Annotated in this window: 13 protein-coding genes; 6 read left to right on the top strand and 7 right to left on the bottom strand. The window is 38.3% G+C overall.

Features of this window, described 5'->3' with window-relative positions:
- Complete coding sequence (gene cydB / locus O1450_RS04495; RefSeq protein WP_269229850.1) at positions 1–1,002, top strand: cytochrome d ubiquinol oxidase subunit II; 1,002 nt, start codon at positions 1–3, stop codon at positions 1,000–1,002.
- A 279-nt stretch (positions 1,003–1,281) separates the two neighbouring features.
- On the top strand, positions 1,282–2,325 hold the full coding sequence (locus O1450_RS04490) for an NAD(P)H-dependent flavin oxidoreductase (RefSeq protein WP_269229849.1): 1,044 nt from the start codon (positions 1,282–1,284) through the stop codon (positions 2,323–2,325).
- A gap of 43 nt (positions 2,326–2,368) precedes the next feature.
- Here O1450_RS04490 and ppk1 read toward each other — a convergent pair whose 3' ends face one another.
- Together ppk1 and mtgA are read right to left on the bottom strand one after the other, a co-directional pair.
- Complete coding sequence (gene ppk1 / locus O1450_RS04485) at positions 2,369–4,447, bottom strand: polyphosphate kinase 1 (RefSeq protein ID WP_269229848.1); 2,079 nt, start codon at positions 4,445–4,447, stop codon at positions 2,369–2,371.
- Positions 4,448–4,559: 112 nt separating this feature from the next.
- A complete protein-coding gene (gene mtgA / locus O1450_RS04480) occupies positions 4,560–5,234 on the bottom strand; it encodes a monofunctional biosynthetic peptidoglycan transglycosylase (protein WP_004663315.1) in 675 nt (224 codons plus the stop codon).
- Between the two features lie 72 nt (positions 5,235–5,306).
- On the opposite strand from mtgA, the gene O1450_RS04475 reads away from it, so the two are divergent.
- Positions 5,307–6,131 (top strand): rhomboid family intramembrane serine protease, encoded by an 825-nt coding sequence (locus O1450_RS04475; RefSeq protein WP_269229847.1) that lies wholly within the window; start codon positions 5,307–5,309, stop codon positions 6,129–6,131.
- Here the strand turns inward: O1450_RS04475 and O1450_RS04470 are convergent.
- Together O1450_RS04470 and O1450_RS04465 are read right to left on the bottom strand one after the other, a co-directional pair.
- A complete protein-coding gene (locus tag O1450_RS04470) occupies positions 6,128–8,620 on the bottom strand; it encodes an ABC transporter permease (protein ID WP_269229846.1) in 2,493 nt (830 codons plus the stop codon). The two genes, O1450_RS04475 and O1450_RS04470, sit on opposite strands and share 4 nt — an antisense overlap.
- Positions 8,617–9,321, bottom strand: a complete 705-nt coding sequence (locus O1450_RS04465; RefSeq protein WP_269229845.1) for an ABC transporter ATP-binding protein — start codon at positions 9,319–9,321, stop codon at positions 8,617–8,619. The genes O1450_RS04470 and O1450_RS04465 overlap by 4 nt, the downstream gene beginning before the upstream one ends.
- A 36-nt stretch (positions 9,322–9,357) precedes the next feature.
- On the opposite strand from O1450_RS04465, the gene O1450_RS04460 reads away from it, so the two are divergent.
- Positions 9,358–9,987 (top strand): arylesterase, encoded by a 630-nt coding sequence (locus O1450_RS04460; RefSeq protein ID WP_269229844.1) that lies wholly within the window; start codon positions 9,358–9,360, stop codon positions 9,985–9,987.
- 33 nt (positions 9,988–10,020) lie between these two features.
- Here O1450_RS04460 and O1450_RS04455 read toward each other — a convergent pair whose 3' ends face one another.
- Positions 10,021–10,635 carry a carbonic anhydrase gene (locus O1450_RS04455; protein ID WP_269229843.1) on the bottom strand — a complete coding sequence of 205 codons (615 nt, stop codon included), beginning with the start codon at positions 10,633–10,635 and terminating at the stop codon, positions 10,021–10,023.
- 237 nt (positions 10,636–10,872) lie between these two features.
- On the opposite strand from O1450_RS04455, the gene O1450_RS04450 reads away from it, so the two are divergent.
- The gene (locus O1450_RS04450) at positions 10,873–11,886 is read left to right on the top strand and encodes an alpha/beta fold hydrolase (protein WP_269229842.1); all 1,014 of its coding nucleotides are present in this window, start codon (positions 10,873–10,875) and stop codon (positions 11,884–11,886) included.
- A 24-nt stretch (positions 11,887–11,910) separates the two neighbouring features.
- On the top strand, positions 11,911–12,921 hold the full coding sequence (locus tag O1450_RS04445; RefSeq protein WP_269229841.1) for a hypothetical protein: 1,011 nt from the start codon (positions 11,911–11,913) through the stop codon (positions 12,919–12,921).
- Positions 12,922–12,946: 25 nt separating this feature from the next.
- Here the strand turns inward: O1450_RS04445 and O1450_RS04440 are convergent, their stop codons facing one another.
- Together O1450_RS04440 and nfuA are read right to left on the bottom strand one after the other, a co-directional pair.
- Positions 12,947–15,214: a TonB-dependent siderophore receptor gene (locus O1450_RS04440; RefSeq protein ID WP_269229840.1), complete on the bottom strand. Its 2,268-nt coding sequence runs from the start codon at positions 15,212–15,214 to the stop codon at positions 12,947–12,949.
- A 227-nt stretch (positions 15,215–15,441) separates the two neighbouring features.
- A complete protein-coding gene (gene nfuA / locus O1450_RS04435) occupies positions 15,442–16,080 on the bottom strand; it encodes a Fe-S biogenesis protein NfuA (RefSeq protein WP_004663326.1) in 639 nt (212 codons plus the stop codon).
- Between the last annotated feature and the right edge of the window lie 113 nt (positions 16,081–16,193).

Here is a 16,193-nt window from a genome sequence, read left to right as displayed (position 1 = left end):
ATGGATATTTCACTGATCTGGGCAATGATTATTGCATTAGGTGTTTTGATATATGTTGTTCTAGATGGTTTTGATCTTGGGATCGGTATTTTGTTCCCCTTTATTCAGGATCAACAAGAACGTGATGTCATGATGAATACGGTTGCGCCTGTTTGGGATGGCAATGAAACATGGATGGTATTAGGAGGAGCAGGTCTTTTTGCTGCCTTCCCAATCGTTTATGCCACTGTGCTTTCTGCCTTATATATGCCGATTACGCTCATGGTGATTGCCCTTATTTTTAGGGGTGTCGCTTTTGAGTTTAGATTTAAAGCCAATCGGACCAAAGCACTCTGGGACTTGGCATTCATCGGAGGCTCCACGATTGCTAGTTTTCTCCAAGGAATGATTTTAGGTGCATATATTCAGGGCTTAAAAACTGAAAATGGAATCTACGTTGGTGGTAGTTTTGACTGGTTTACCCCATTTTCTATGTTTACAGGCCTAGGTGTGGTGGTGATGTATGCTGCATTAGGCTGTGGTTGGTTAATTTTGAAAACTGATGATGGTCTACAAGAGAAAATGTATGAGCTGATGCCAAAATTAATTATTGCTTTATTCATTATTTTTGCTGCTGTCAGTTTATATACACCTTATAGCCAACCTGCAATTGCAGCGAAATGGTTTACTGTGCCACAACTGATTTATTTTAGCCCTGTTCCAATCTTGGTGATTATTTTTACCGTATTAACTTGGCGAGCTTGCCTAAACCGAAATGAACATAAGCCTTTTCTCTACACACTAGTGCTGATGTTCCTCGCCTACTCAGGCTTTGTGATTACTTTATGGCCCAACATCATTCCCCCATCAGTTACGATTTGGGAAGCTGCTGCGCCACGAAATAGTCAAATGTTTGCATTAATTGGTGCTGTCGTGATGATTCCTATCATTTTGGCATACACCTTTTGGGGTTACTGGATTTTTAGAGATAAAGTTCGTGTTGGTGACCAAGGCTATCATTGAGGTTAAATCAAATGAAATCTTCACAAGTAAAATGGTTTATTGGGCTTTGGTTTGTTGGCTTTTTAGGTCTAGCTTTGATCGCAGGCATATTTAAGGCTTTGCTCATGCTGGCTTATTCTTAATCCAATGTTTTGATGTTTGGCTACACAGTTAGCCAAGCATCTTTATATCTATTTAAATAACATAAGTTTTGATCATTCTTTAAAGAAATAGCCATTATTATTTGCCATTTTTTAAGCATTTAAGCTATGTTGAATAAAAATGATGTAGGTAAAGAATATGACTATTTTAGAATTATTAGAAATTAAACATCCCATTTTTATTTCACCAATGGCTGGTGTTTCCACACCTGAACTTGCAGCGGAGGTGTCTAACCAAGGCGCTCTTGGTGCTCTTGGGTTAGGTGCAAACACACCTGAAGCAGCTAAAGAACAGATTATTAAAACTCAATCATTAACTGATAAACCTTTTCAGGTGAACTTCTTTTGTCATCAATCTGAACAGCTTGATCAAGATGTAGCACAACAATGGATCAACTACCTACGCCCTCATTTTGAAAAATTTGATGCACAACCACCCCAACAACTGAATTGTATATATCCTAGCTTTTTAGACAGCGATGATTATTTGGATATTGTTTTACAAACCCAACCCAAAGCTGTCAGTTTCCATTTCGGCATTCCCAAAGCTCATCAAATTTCTGCACTAAAACAAGCAGGAATTATCACCATGGTTTCTGCAACCAATCTCATCGAGGCCAAAGCAATTGAGGCGGCGGGTATTGATATTATTATTGCTCAAGGGATTGAAGCTGGAGGACACCGAGGCATTTTTAATCAAACTTTTGATGCAGCAATTAAAACCAGTGATCTCGTACAACTCATCTCAACACATTGTAAATTACCTGTCGTAGCTGCTGGCGGTATTATGAATGGTGATCAAGCAAAATCGATGTTGAAATTAGGTGCTGCTGCTGTTCAATTGGGTACAGCATTTGTGCAATGTAAAAGTTCGAGTGCGAATGCAGCCTATCGAAAAGCTTTATTCAGTCAATCGATTACACAAATCAGTTCAAGCTTATCGGGTCGTCCAGCACGTGGTTTAGTGGGGACTTGGCATACACTGATTGACTCACCAAATCGACCTCAAACGCCAGCCTATCCTTATACTTATGATCTAGCTAAACAACTAATGAGTATTGCAAATACTCACCAAGATTTTAGTTATGGCGCATTTTGGGCAGGGAGCAATGTGGCACAAATTAGAGAGTTGGAAGCTGCCGATTTAGTCAATCAGTTGGTCTTAGAAATTAAAACCAACTAATCTATATTTACAAAAAACCGACCTTAAGGTCGGTTTTTTAGATCTATTTAATCGCATCAAGTAACGTGTGTTGCGCGTTGTGCGGTTCCTCACCCTGTGCTGGTTTAGCGCGATCCCAGACACCATCACCTTGTAATAACCACGCTTGCTGATTATCCTTAAGGTAATTCATTAAACCAAGTTGATAAATACGCTTTTTCAGTGCAGGATCTTCAATCGGGAAACATGCTTCTACACGATTAAATAAATTACGGTCCATCCAATCTGCACTTGAACAATAAATACGAGGATTACCATTATTACTAAAATAATAAACTCGTGTATGTTCCAAGAATCTTCCCACAATTGAGCGAACACGAATATTCTCTGACAAGTTCGGGAGACCCGGACGTAAGCAACAAATTGAACGAATAATTAAGTCAATTTGTACGCCTGCTTGCGATGCTTCATATAACTTATTGATGAGTTGTACTTCGGTTAACGCATTCACTTTTACAATAATCTGCGCCGATTTACCCTCTTTGGCATTCGCAATTTCTTCATCAATATAGTTGATTAGTTGAGCATGTAATGTAAATGGTGCATGCAATAACTTTTTCGGTTTTGCCATTTTCCCCATGCCCGTAAGCTCTTGGAAAATTCGATGTACATCTTCACACAGATCTTTATCTGTCGTCATTAAACCATAATCGGTGTAAATACGTGCATTCGTGGCATGGTAGTTACCTGTACCCAAATGTACATAACGTACTAATTTATTATTCTCACGGCGCACGACTAAAATCATTTTGGCATGGGTTTTATAGCCGACAATACCATATACAACGACAGCACCCGCTTCTTGCAGCACATTGGCAACTTCGATATTTGACTCTTCATCAAAACGAGCACGTAACTCAATCACAGCAGTGACTTCTTTACCATTGCGCGCTGCTTCGGCAAGGACTTGAACAATTTCTGAGTCTGCACCACTACGATAAAGTGTTTGTTTAATTGCCAAAACTTGCGGATCACGTGCTGCTTCACGCAATAATTGAATTACAGGTGCAAATGACTCAAATGGGTGATGCAATAAAATATCTTGCTTTTGCATCGCAGCAAAAATACTTTCAGTCTTTTTAAATACTTTTGGAACCACTGGTGTATGTGAGTCATAGCGTAAATGTGGACGTTTAAAATTAGAAAGTAATCGCGCCAAATTTACAGGACCGTCTACGCGATAAAGCTGTTCTTCTTCTAAATCAAATTCATCCAACAAATATTCATAAATATGCTTTGGACAATTATGCGTAACCTCTAAACGAACGGCACGTCCAAAACGACGTGAACTCAACTCACCTTTTAAAGCTTTTGCTAAATCTTCAACATCTTCATTTAAGGCTAAATCGGCATTACGCGTCACACGGAATTGATAACAACCTGTTGCCGTCATACCAGGGAATAGATCTGAAACATGTTCATGAATAATGGCAGATAACATGACATGATGCTCTTTACCATCCGTAAGCTCATCGGGTAAACGAACCACACGGGGTAAAGAGCGAGGTGCAGGCACAACCGCAAGATCAATCTGACGACCAAACGCATCTTTACCTTCCAGCGTTACAATAAAGTTTAAACTTTTATTGACTAAACGTGGAAATGGATGTGCTGGATCAAGACTAATCGGTGTTAAAACGGGTGCAACTTGTTCTTGGAAATATTTTTTAATCCATGCAGATTGTGCTGGGGTCAATTCGCCACGACGTAAGAAACAAATATCTTCCTCACGCAATTTTGGTAAAATTTGTTCATTTAAAATACGATATTGTCGTTCAATTGCAGCATGTGCTGTTTTAGAAATTTGATCGAGCACTTGCTTAGGGGTCAAACCATCTGGTGTACGACTTTCATTGCCTAAAGTTAATTGCTCCATCATTCCTGCAACACGAATTTCAAAAAATTCATCTAAATTTCTTGAAAAAATAAGCAGGAAATTCATTCTTTCTAATAATGGGTGGAGAGGATCAACTGCTTGCTCAAGTACGCGTAAATGAAAATCGAGAATTGAAAGTTCACGATTTATATATCGATCATTATAAGTATATTCTATTGGCGTTGTTGTCGTCACTGCAGTATTCATACTGAACCTTGTCGCTTTATCATTCATCAAAACACGGTTTAAGTATGCTGCAAAATTATGTCAATTTGGTAAAAAAGCCCAAAAATATTGAGCTTTTTTTAATTTATCTGAATTATTGTGGAATTTGTGTACTATTCATATACCTTAAAATCACACGCTTACGAAACTGTAACTTATGATCATTACGATGGTCTTGATAATACTTAGGATTTGGTAGTAAAGCAGCTAAAAAAGCAGCTTGCTCACGCGTTAAACTTTTCGAGCTCTTACCATAATAAAATTGTGCAGCAGCTTCAACACCATAGATATTTTGACCAAACTCGACCGAATTCATATAAACCTCTAAAATTCGACGTTTTGACCACATACGTTCCATCATCCATGTAGCAACAGCTTCCTGCCCCTTACGAATAAATGAACGCTGATTATAAAGGAATAAGTTTTTTGCGAGCTGTTGAGAAATCGTGGAACCGCCTGCAACGACTTCCCCTTTTTCATTATTACGCTCTAATGCAAATTGAATCCCAGCCCAATCGAAACCATGATGATGAATAAATTTAGCATCTTCAGCAGCCAAAATTGCATGCTTAAAGTTATCACTAATATCATCATAATCACGCCAGTCTTGTTGAATTGGCTTAAAGTCAGTCAGGTAATCCCAACGCATAAACATCGTTGTTTCAACGGGCTGCGTTCTCCACCACACCAAGCTACTAAAAATCCAAAGCTGAATGAGAAGAATGATACCGATAATCAACATCACTGCACGTGCTAAAAAGGCTTTCATTAAAGCGCATCACTCCTTGGGCAACAAATTCATGCTAAGCTATTTTTATATCGTAATAACTTGCATAAACATATGACTGAAACCACTCCACCACAAATTACTCAAAAGTTGCAAATACAGATATGGTGGTTTACAGCATTATTAATTGCCATCAATGTTGGTTTATTTGGCTGGCAAATTCTTTCAGGTGTGAATATTACCGACCCTTCCCCTATGGATGCAATTACTTGGGGAGCAGATTTTACACCACTCACCTTCTCTGGACAGCCCGAACGTCTGTTTAGCAGTATGTTTTTCCATTTCGGTCTGATCCATTTAATGCTGAATATGTGGGCACTGTATATTTTCGGGAGTGTTGCTGAACCACTTTTTGGTCGTCGTTATTATATTGCGCTGTATTTTCTCGCGGGTTTAATGGGTAGCGTTCTTTCCAGTTATCTCAGTATTCGTGACGGCTATGAATTATTACAACATTTTGATCGCCTTGCGGGACTTCAATCGTCCCTCATTCCACATATCAGTGCTGGTGCATCTGGCGCAGTGATGGGTTTAGGTGCTGCGCTCACAACTGTTTCTTTATTTCCACCTTTACCCCAACAACGTTTTTGGTTAGATAAAAAGTCATTATTATTGATTATGGCTATTAACCTTGCCTTTGGCTTTACTGTTTCAGGTATTAATAATGCAGCACATATCGGTGGAATGATCATGGGTGCTTTACTTGCAGGCTCTTGGTATTTCAGTCATAAAACTCAACATCGAGTTATCTTACAAATCATTGCACTGGTTTTAGCTAGTTTATTAACGCTCGGATTTTATGTTTACTGTAATGAGTTAAGCACAGGACTTCATCCCTTATGGAGTGAAATCCTGCGTCAAAACCAGTTAAGTTTTTAAGATTGATTCATCTCTCTCAAACTCTGTAACGGTGGAATATCACATAAATAACTCAGTCGATAACGACCAATCAGCATACATAACAGCATCATACTGAGCGGTAAAATTAACCAAATTTCAGGATGAAATTGGATTGCCATTTGCATCTTGTAACTGGCAATCGCACTAATCACTTCAGCAAAAAGGCATGCCACAATTCCTGCCACCAAGCCAATAAAACCGATTTCTAAACTGAGCATCTGTTTTAATTTATTTTTTGCGACACCAAAAGATCGTAATAACGCCACTTCTTTACGGCGCTCATCCATTAAAACATTTAGACAAGCAATAAGAACCAAAACTCCAGACAATCCAACCAATATTGCCAGTACTGTCACCACCTGAACCAATATATTCATTAAACGTTTCACTTCATCTAAAACACGCCCAACATCAATAAATACGGTATTGGTAAATTGTTCAATCAAGCGCACCATTTTTGGCTGATCTGCAGTAGGAACATAAAAACTGCCTAAATAGCTTCCTGCATTTTCATCCATGGTTTTGGGCGAAAAGATAAAGAAAAAATTAGGGCTAAAGCTTTCCCATTCAACAGAACGCAAATTAATAACGGTGGCTTGTAATGTTCCCTCAGGCAAACTGAAACTTAATTGGTCGCCTATTTTTATCCCCAATTCAGTAGCCAATTTTTCTTCTACCGACACTTGTCCAACTTGGGTAAACTTTGGATTCCCTTGAGTAATAAGATTATCTTTTGGATAAAGTTCCGCTTGTGTCAAATTCAACTCACGCCGTAAAGAATTATTTTGTTGAATTAATTCAGTGCTAAATGCCTGTCCATTTTTAGCAACTAATCGCCCCCGAATATTGGGATAAAGAGGCGTCGTTTGCCACTTATTCTGCTCAAGCTGTTGTTTGAACTGTGGCATATCAAAAGGAGGTAAACCATAGACGAATTGATTCGGTGTACCTTCAGGCAATTGCTGCTGCCAACGCTCTAATAAATCCGTTCTTAAAACACTTAGAACCGTTATTAAGCTGAGACCTAATGCAAGCGCAGTAATTTGCAAGGCTGTCTGATGTGGGATTCGAACATAAGCAGATAAAGGATGTTTCAACTGCTTAATTGCTCTCAGTAATGACCAAATCACAGCAAATAGAGTCACACAAAGTACTAATATGGCAGATAAGACCAATAAGCTTAATTTTAAATTATCACTCAGCACCAAACTAAATATGACCAAACTCGCAATACCGACACTAAACATCATGATATAGGATTTACGTGAACGCTCTTGCTGACGAATAACACGAATTGGTGGCGTATTCAGTAACTCCCAAATGCTTGGCAAAATGAAACCAATTAACACCATAACACTAGTAAAAATTGCAATGGGTAATGCCATAAGCAAATCAGCAATAGCAAAGCTGAGTTGTAATTGTGGAATCAGTTGCAACATCAATTGCAACAAACCATATCCCAACGCAATTCCGATTAAGCTTCCAATCACAATTGATAAGGCACTGACAATCGCAAGCAATATCATATAAGCGACTAATATCTGTCGTTTACTCGCACCGAGACAACGCATCAAAGCAATATGATCCTGATTTTGTTGCACATAACGTTGGCTAGTTAAAGCAATCGCAATCCCACACAACAGAATCGTTAAAAGGTTGGCAAGCTGTAGAAAGGTATCCAGATTTTCAATGGGTTTCATCAAACGAGTATTGGATTGACTCGCATCACGTAGTTTCAATGAACTTTGTTCACTATTCTCTGCTTGCTGACCACGATTTTGATCAACTTTGGGATCAGATTCATGCTTGGTTTCTTGTTTAAAAACGGTCTTAAATGTTTCAACTTGTTTTGGCTCACCCGCCATCAACAGACGATAATCAATCCGACTCCCAACCTGAATAGCATTGGTTTTCGCAATATCTGCTTGATGAATAATCACAGTTGGTGAAAAACCTGAGAAGCCCAATTCCTGATTAGAATCATGCTCAATAATACCTGTTACCTTAAACTTGCCATCAGCAATTGCAACCTGATCCCCCACTTTTACTTTTAATAGATCAATTGCTCTTGGACTTAACCAAACTTCACCTTGTTGAATAGATTTCGCTCTCGGTTGAATCTCTAATTTACCACGCAGTGGAAAATGTTCATCGACAGCTTTGACATTGACCATTACAAATTGATCTTGGGTATGTGCCATTGATCCAAACAAAGTGACAGGTGTCTGTTTTAGATGAAGTTGTTGGGCCTTTTGTATCCACTTTGATTGGATAGGGTCATTATCAGACAAAACTAAATCTGCACCTAGCATTTCAGCAGCTTGCAATGAAACTGCATTTTGGACTTGAGTATTACTAAATTTTAATGCAGTGGTGGCACTGATTGCCAAAGACAGAGCAATGATCAGTAAATACAATCCTCCTGTACGGAAGCTTTGCAAAAGCAGTGGCTTGAGGACTGAACTCATACGCCCTCCTGCACTTTTACAATTTCTTGGATTTGACCGTCAAGCAATTTGACATGTCGTTGACACAAGGCTGCCAAACTTTGATCATGCGTTACAAGGATTAAAGTTGTTCCTAACTCTTTGTTTAAATCAAATAACAGTTGCTCAATTTCTGCTGCGGTTTGTCCATCCAGATTACCTGTCGGTTCATCTGCAAAAATAATCTTAGGCTCAGCAATTAAGGCTCGAGCAATCGCAACACGTTGTTGCTCACCACCCGATAAAACTTTAGGGGTTTGCTGTGCCTGACGAACTAATCCAACACGTTCCAACCATTGTAATGCCTTTTTTTCAGCTTGTTTAAAATTGAAATCAGGTTGAAGACGTAAGGGTAACATCACATTTTCGAGTGCGCTGAGCTGCGGTAAAAGCTGAAAAGATTGAAATACGAAACCAATGTTTTCTAAGCGAACTTGAGCACGCTGTTCTTCTGTTAAGGTATGTACCGCTTGTCCACAGACCCATAACTCACCCATGCTCGGTCGATCAAGCGTCGCTAAAATGCCTAATAATGTTGATTTGCCAGAACCTGAACGCCCCGTAATCGCAATCTGTTCCCCCTGATAAATATCTAAATCAATATTTTTCAAAATGGTTAATCTTTGCTGATTAATGTGGATATTTTGTGTAACTTTTTGGGCAGAAATAATCGGTTGTGGCATGATGTCACGTATCCTTTAGGACAAATTTGAAGTGCAATGCAAATATCTAAAGTTTTATTTTCGCTATCCAAAACATTTGGAATCATCACGATTGGCGTATTACCAACACTCGTTTCAGCAAAGACTATTTTAATTTTGGGTGACAGTCTCAGTGCAGGTTATGGCATAGATGCCAAACAAGGCTGGGTAAACCTATTACAACAGCGTTTAGATCAACAGTATCCGAAACAGCATAAAGTGGTCAATGCAAGTGTCAGTGGTGAAACTACAAGTGGTGCTTTGGCAAGATTGCCTAAATTATTACAAACTTATCAGCCTGAAATTGTTGTAATTGAGTTAGGTGGAAATGATGGCTTACGTGGTCAACCGCCCCAAATGATTCAAAAAAATTTAGCAGAATTGGTACAACTCAGCCAAAAACAGAAAGCTTCAGTTTTACTGTTCGGTATGAAAATACCACCAAATTATGGGACAGCCTATAGCACAGCTTTTGAAAATAATTATAAAGTTGTAAGTCAGCAATTTAAAATCAAATTACTTCCCTTCTTCCTCGAAGGTGTCGCGGGACATAAACATTTAATCCAAAATGATCAAATTCACCCAAACGCCAAAGCCCAACCTATCCTGTTAAATTTGGCTTATCCCTATATAAAAGGTGCCCTTTAGGCACCTCTTATTTTTTAGAGTCTTCGATTTTAATTAAAAATCAAAGAACGTCACTTCACCTGTTTCAAGCGAATATTCTGCCCCAACCACGATCATTTTACCTTTTTCAATTAAGTTTTCTAACACGGTTGATCCATGACGTAATTGATTAACAGAAGCAAATACATTTGAGCGAACTGCATGTGCAGATAATTTTTTCAAATCATCTTTTAAGTCAGTTTGCATCAAAATTTCTACTGAAGGACGTACTCGGTTCACAATCGACATCAAATTTGATGACGGCGGTTGATCAGGATTCATTAGAGTACCAATGGTTGCTTGAATTGCACCACAGTGACTATGACCTAATACGACGACGACTGCACAATCATAACGCTCTGCTGCAAATTCAACGCTACCAACCTGAGAGGGTGCAACAATATTTCCAGCAACTCGGATAACGAATAAATCACCTAAACCTTGATCAAATACCATTTCGGCAGGTACACGCGAATCAGAACATCCTAAGACGATAGCAAAAGGATTTTGTTCACTTGCCATTTCAGCACGCTCTTGGTGAGTGAGCAATTTTTGCTGGGTCGTTTCCCCTTTAACAAAACGAGCATTACCAGATTTTAAACGTTCTAAGGCTTCTTGAGCGGTGAGCATGCGTACATCCATCTATGATTGACATGAGCAAATAGTTTAATGTGCGCATCTTCGAAAGTCACTGACAAAAATAGAAACTATCATCATTGATGAGTAATCTTTTAATCAGTTAAATCGTGGAAAATTTATGATTTCATTGGCAAGAATTTCCATACATCTGTAGATTATGCAAATGACTCCACTCCAAACTTCTAGAATAATCAATTGGTTTAAAAATAAATCAAGGATAGAACAATCATGACCAAAACACTGTTTTCAACACCATTCCGAAAAACGATCACTGCCACTTTGCTCTCATTCAGCTTAGCAACTATTGCTGTAAGTTCTACTCAAGCTGCTGAAATAGAAATGAGTTTTCAAAACTTATTACAACAAGAACGTACTTGGGCTGGCTTACAAACCAAGACATTAAAAGTGGGCGATATTACGTGGTCATATAGTGAAGGTGGTCAAGCAGGAAAACCGATCGTCATTTTAATTCACGGTTTAGCAGGTAGTCGTGATAACTGGAATCGTGTCGCACATGCATTAACGGCAAATTACCATGTTATTATCCCTGACTTACCTGCAAGTGGCGAAACGCAAGTTCCTAAAGACTTTGATTATTCAGTTCCGAATGTGACTGAAAAATTACGTCGTTTTATCGAAGCCGCAAATTTGACAGGTCCAGCACATATTGCAGGTCACTCACTTGGTGGATCGATTGCAATGCTATACGCAGGTCAATATCCTTTTGAAACGAAAAGCCTATTCTTGGTTGATGCGGCAGGTGTATATAAGTCAGCAACAACACCTTATCTCAAAGATCCGAACCATGTGAAAAATATGATCGTCAGTAAAAAAGGTGACTTTAATTTCTTGACGCAACAGGCGATGTATGCTCCGCCATTTATTCCAAAAGAAATTGCTCAAGCACAGGAAAAAATGATGATTGGTCAAGTTGAGCAAACACAGAAGATGGTAGATCAAGTGATCGCACTCAATAAATTGTTTACTCCAGATTCTTTTGCTCTGCTTGCAAAATCAATTGATGCTCCCACCCTGATTTTATGGGGTAAGCAAGATAAAATTATTAATGTCGAAGTAGCACCTGAGTTAAAATCATTATTGAAAAATGCGCAAGCACCTGTGATTTTAGATAATGTGGGGCATATGCCCATCTTGGAAGCAGATCAATTGGTCGTTCAACAATATTTACCGTTCTTGAGCAAGATCCAAACACAAAAGCCTGCAACTGCCCCTTCACCATAAACTTAATTAAGAATTTGAGATTTTATGTCTAAACATCCAATGATAGAACAATTAATAGATGCACAACTTGATTTTCTAGATCAAGAGTTTGCACAATCAGAAACCATTCAATATGAATTTAAACAGTTCTATCATTGGTTACGTTTACAACAACTACAACATATTTGGTCATTTGAACAAATATTTAAACTGATCGAGAAACAAATTCTCGCTACGCCAGCCAGTTCATTTTTAATTGAGCAAATTGCTGAACATATTCGTTTCGCTCTCATTCATCCACTCAATGATACCACCAGGATTGAAGAGGTTATTCCTGTATTGACCATCGACTCAATTGCACAATACGTTGCAGGAAAAGCGGGACATCGGCAACGTTTAATTCAAACTATCGTCAATAATCCAGCCTTTTCAGCCTTGATTACGCAGCTTATCCAGCATTCAATTCAAGATTATCTAGATAATTCAGTCATGTCTAAACGCGTTCCTGGCGTAGGGCATTTTATGAAAATGGGTAAATCCGTTTTAGAGTCAGTCACAGATTCAAATCTCAATGAGACCATTGGACATTATTTACAAAAGAATATTTTAAAGATCAGCCAAATGAGTGAAAGAGTTTTAAATCAACATTTTAATGATGACAAGCTCTATCACTTCCAAGCAAATCTTTGGCATAAAATTAAACTGATGCCGATTTCAGTATTACGAAACTACTTTGAAGTTCAAGACTTACCTAAAACCGTGGGATTAGGTCATGAAATTTGGGATCATATTCGCCAAACGCCTTACTTGAAACAGCAGATTCATGATGGAGTCTATGCGTGGTACGCAAGAAACCAAGAGAGAACTTTCGATTTGTTACTGCGTGATCTAAATATTGATGAAGATTTAATTCAGAATGAATTAAATAACTTACTCACGCCCGTGCTACAGCAAGTGATTCAAACTGGATATTTAAAACAACGTGCACGCGCACATCTAGAAAAATTTTATTACTCAGAACAAGTCAATGAAATACTAAAAAAACAAGGCACTTAAAGTGCCTTGCTTTATCGTTGTTTGCTTAGAATGAATATTTTAAACTTGCATAATAAGCCCGCCCCGGTTCGTTATATGTTTGACTGATTGAGTTACTATCTCTTAAAATTTGTTTATCAAATAAATTACTTACACCAAGACGAGTGCTGAATTGACTGTTAAATTTATAGCCCATATTTAAACCGACTAAGCTATAACTTTTTACATCACTTGGCTTAATCGCACTACTTGTACCACCTGAACCCACACCTGCTTCAATCCTATTTTCTGCGAATTGACGTGATTTTTGACGACCATATTGAGTGTAAACAAAATTCACATCCAATTGATCCGTAATGTCATAATCGAAAATTGAGTTAATCGTATACTTTGGAACAAGTGACAAAGGATTTCCTGTTTTCTTATCCTTAGAGTCCATCATATAAGTGAAATTGTTGGTCCAGCGGATATTGCCATAATCTAGTCCTAAACTCCCTTCAAACCCTTGAATCAATGCCTCTGGTGTATTATCCCAACGAAGAATATTCCAAGTCGTTTGCGTAACCCCTCCATTTGCACTTGTACTTGAACCATTCACAGTCCCAACAATGTCTGTTCCAGCAACAATCTTATTTTTATAATCATTACGGAACCAAGCTAAGCTAGCATTCACAACATCTTTTTGGAATTGAATCCCAATTTCTTTGTTGATTGAAGTTTCTGGTTTTAAATCGCCATTACCTTGTAATAAACAGCGCGAAGCAATATTTGCTGGACAACCATTACCATTGGTACTTAATAAATAACCTTCAGCATTTTGGTACATATTCGGGGCTTTATAGGCTTTGGCAATCCCCCCTTTCAAAGTAAAATGATCATTTAGTTTTTGCGTTATGTTTAAACTTGGACTCCAGTTTGAGCCTGATTTACTGTGATCATCAAAACGTAAACCGACCACAACATCGGTCATATCTGTAAGTTTGAAATTATCTTCAATATATGCCGATGCAATTCGTGATTCCATTTTACTACGATCACCTTTAGCAAGCTGATCGCCATAGCCAGCACCACTTTGATCCTTGCCTTGTATTGTAGAAGTCCGATCAGTGAATTTATCTTCCACCCATTCGACACCTAAGGTCAATGCTTGGGGTAGATAATACTCAAGTGGAATATTTAGCTCACCATTCAATCTAAAAGTGTCTAGTTTAGATGTAACACGATCATTTAAATTATTAATTTTTCCTTCAACACTTCCTGCTAAACCCTCTGGAAGTCTTTTATTACGTGTTTTATCGTACTGCGCAACCAATTTGCTTTTGCCCCAATCCCAATCTCCTTCATGAGTTAGCGCCAAGCTATCTCGATACATGGTATTGGTTTCTTTCCCGATAAGTTGAGAAAGAATTGGATCGGTTTCTGCATTTGAATTTAATTGAGAGTCTCCAGAATAAATATTGCCTTGGCGACCAGAAGAAATATCAAGCAATACTGTTTGTTCATCAGTTGCTTGCCAAGCTAAGCGCCCAGCAATATCTTTATTTTTAACCCCTTCTCGACCAGCAGCCTGACTGCCAATTGATTTATTAATATCTACTGCATCTGCATCAGTTTTATTGTAATTACCATATAAACGATAAGATAAAATGTCTTTAATGATTGGACCACTTAGATTGAAACTTGCTCGAGTAGAATCGCCTTCTTTTGAATCTTCAGGTTGATTGCTATATAGCTCAATGGAACCATGTGTCTCATTCGTTACTTTCTTAGTAATAATATTGACGACACCACCCGCCGCTCCAGAACCATAACGAGCTGCTGCTGGACCTCGTAAAACCTCAATAGACTCGATTGCTTCTACTGGTACCCAATTTGAATCTCCCCGTGTGTCACGCTCTCCTTTCCAACCATAGCGTACAGAGTTACGTGAGGAAACAGGCTTTCCATCAATCAAAATGAGTGTATTCTCAGGCCCCATACCACGAATATCAATTTGACGATTATTTCCACGCTGACCTGTTGCACTATTCCCTGTTAAGTTAACGCCTGGCATACGACGAACGTATTCAGAAATATCATTACGTACTGGAATTTTTTCTAAATCTTCGGCAGTGATCTTAGAAACTCCGAGAGATTGTTTAATTTGTTCCTCTGCTGTTAGAACAATTGTCTCCAGTTTAACAACATCGTTTTCATTTGATTTTTCAACCAATCCACTTTGATTAACTGTAGTTTCTGCTGCATATGCAAACGTCATCATGCCACTCAGAATCGAAGTCGCGAGTAATGTATGGCGTGCTATTTTATTAGACATATTCCCACCTAATTAAGATAAATCATAAGATTTGCTAAAAAACTACGCTAGATTCTAACAAAGAAACAATAAAACTCAATATAAATGATAATAATTATTATTTGTATTTTCATTATTTAATTCAACTTACACATTCACGAACATAATGATCAAATAAAATTTGACTAAATAAACAATAAAAAAAGCCCTATTCAGGGCTTTTATAATGCAATAAATTTCAAGTTTTATTACTTGAAGTACGCACCCTCTGACTGAGAGTGATCAGTTTGGTCAACCACACGCTTTAATTCTGGAACATGCTGTTGTAAAGTCGTTTCAACACCTTGTTTAAGGGTAACATCAATCGCTGAGCAACCTTGGCAACCACCACCAAATTTTAACACAGCTGTAAGACCATGCTCAGGATCATCTTTTACTTCAACTAAACTACAATTACCGCCATGACCTTCTAAACCTGGATTGATCTCAGATTGTAAAATATAGGTAATTCGTTCTTCAATTGATGCATCTGGGCCAACACGTGGCACTTTCGAATTTGGTGCACGGAAAGTTAATTGACCACCAAAACGATCTTTGTTGTAGTCAATGACAGCATCTAATAAATATGGAATGGATGGTGCATCAACATAAGCAGGAAAATCAGGATATTCCTGTTTGTAGTCTGTTGGTACCACTTCATCAGGTGCGCTATATGCCATACAACATTCTGCACGCGGTGTACCTGGATGCTCTACAAAAACACGAACGCCAATCCCTGGAGTATTTTGCTTTGATAATAAATCACTTAAATACTCTTGCGCAGAGGGAGTAATCAAAAGGTTTGGGATTTCTTCTGCAATGGCAGTGTTGGTGTTCTCAGTCGACATAACAATATTCCTCAAGCTGATGTCGTTATCTTAACCGAAGATGGAGTGTAATAAAAAAAAATCAACCATTTTTGTAGGAATTCTATGCAAGATCATTGTTTATTAAGTTTTTG

The sequence above is a fragment of the Acinetobacter sp. TR11 genome (genome assembly GCF_027105035.1).
GTDB lineage: Bacteria > Pseudomonadota > Gammaproteobacteria > Pseudomonadales > Moraxellaceae > Acinetobacter.
The sequence above is the reverse complement of the archived record's forward strand: the minus strand, read 5'-3'. Positions and strand labels throughout refer to the sequence as shown.

Coding starts and splice junctions, on each gene's coding strand:
- cydB (WP_269229850.1), top strand. CDS start 1: ATGGATATTTCACTGATCTGGGCAATGATTATTGCATTAGGTGTTTTG.
- O1450_RS04490 (WP_269229849.1), top strand. CDS start 1,282: ATGACTATTTTAGAATTATTAGAAATTAAACATCCCATTTTTATTTCA.
- ppk1 (WP_269229848.1), bottom strand. CDS start 4,447: ATGAATACTGCAGTGACGACAACAACGCCAATAGAATATACTTATAAT.
- mtgA (WP_004663315.1), bottom strand. CDS start 5,234: ATGAAAGCCTTTTTAGCACGTGCAGTGATGTTGATTATCGGTATCATT.
- O1450_RS04475 (WP_269229847.1), top strand. CDS start 5,307: ATGACTGAAACCACTCCACCACAAATTACTCAAAAGTTGCAAATACAG.
- O1450_RS04470 (WP_269229846.1), bottom strand. CDS start 8,620: ATGAGTTCAGTCCTCAAGCCACTGCTTTTGCAAAGCTTCCGTACAGGA.
- O1450_RS04465 (WP_269229845.1), bottom strand. CDS start 9,321: ATGCCACAACCGATTATTTCTGCCCAAAAAGTTACACAAAATATCCAC.
- O1450_RS04460 (WP_269229844.1), top strand. CDS start 9,358: ATGCAAATATCTAAAGTTTTATTTTCGCTATCCAAAACATTTGGAATC.
- O1450_RS04455 (WP_269229843.1), bottom strand. CDS start 10,635: ATGCTCACCGCTCAAGAAGCCTTAGAACGTTTAAAATCTGGTAATGCT.
- O1450_RS04450 (WP_269229842.1), top strand. CDS start 10,873: ATGACCAAAACACTGTTTTCAACACCATTCCGAAAAACGATCACTGCC.
- O1450_RS04445 (WP_269229841.1), top strand. CDS start 11,911: ATGTCTAAACATCCAATGATAGAACAATTAATAGATGCACAACTTGAT.
- O1450_RS04440 (WP_269229840.1), bottom strand. CDS start 15,214: ATGTCTAATAAAATAGCACGCCATACATTACTCGCGACTTCGATTCTG.
- nfuA (WP_004663326.1), bottom strand. CDS start 16,080: ATGTCGACTGAGAACACCAACACTGCCATTGCAGAAGAAATCCCAAAC.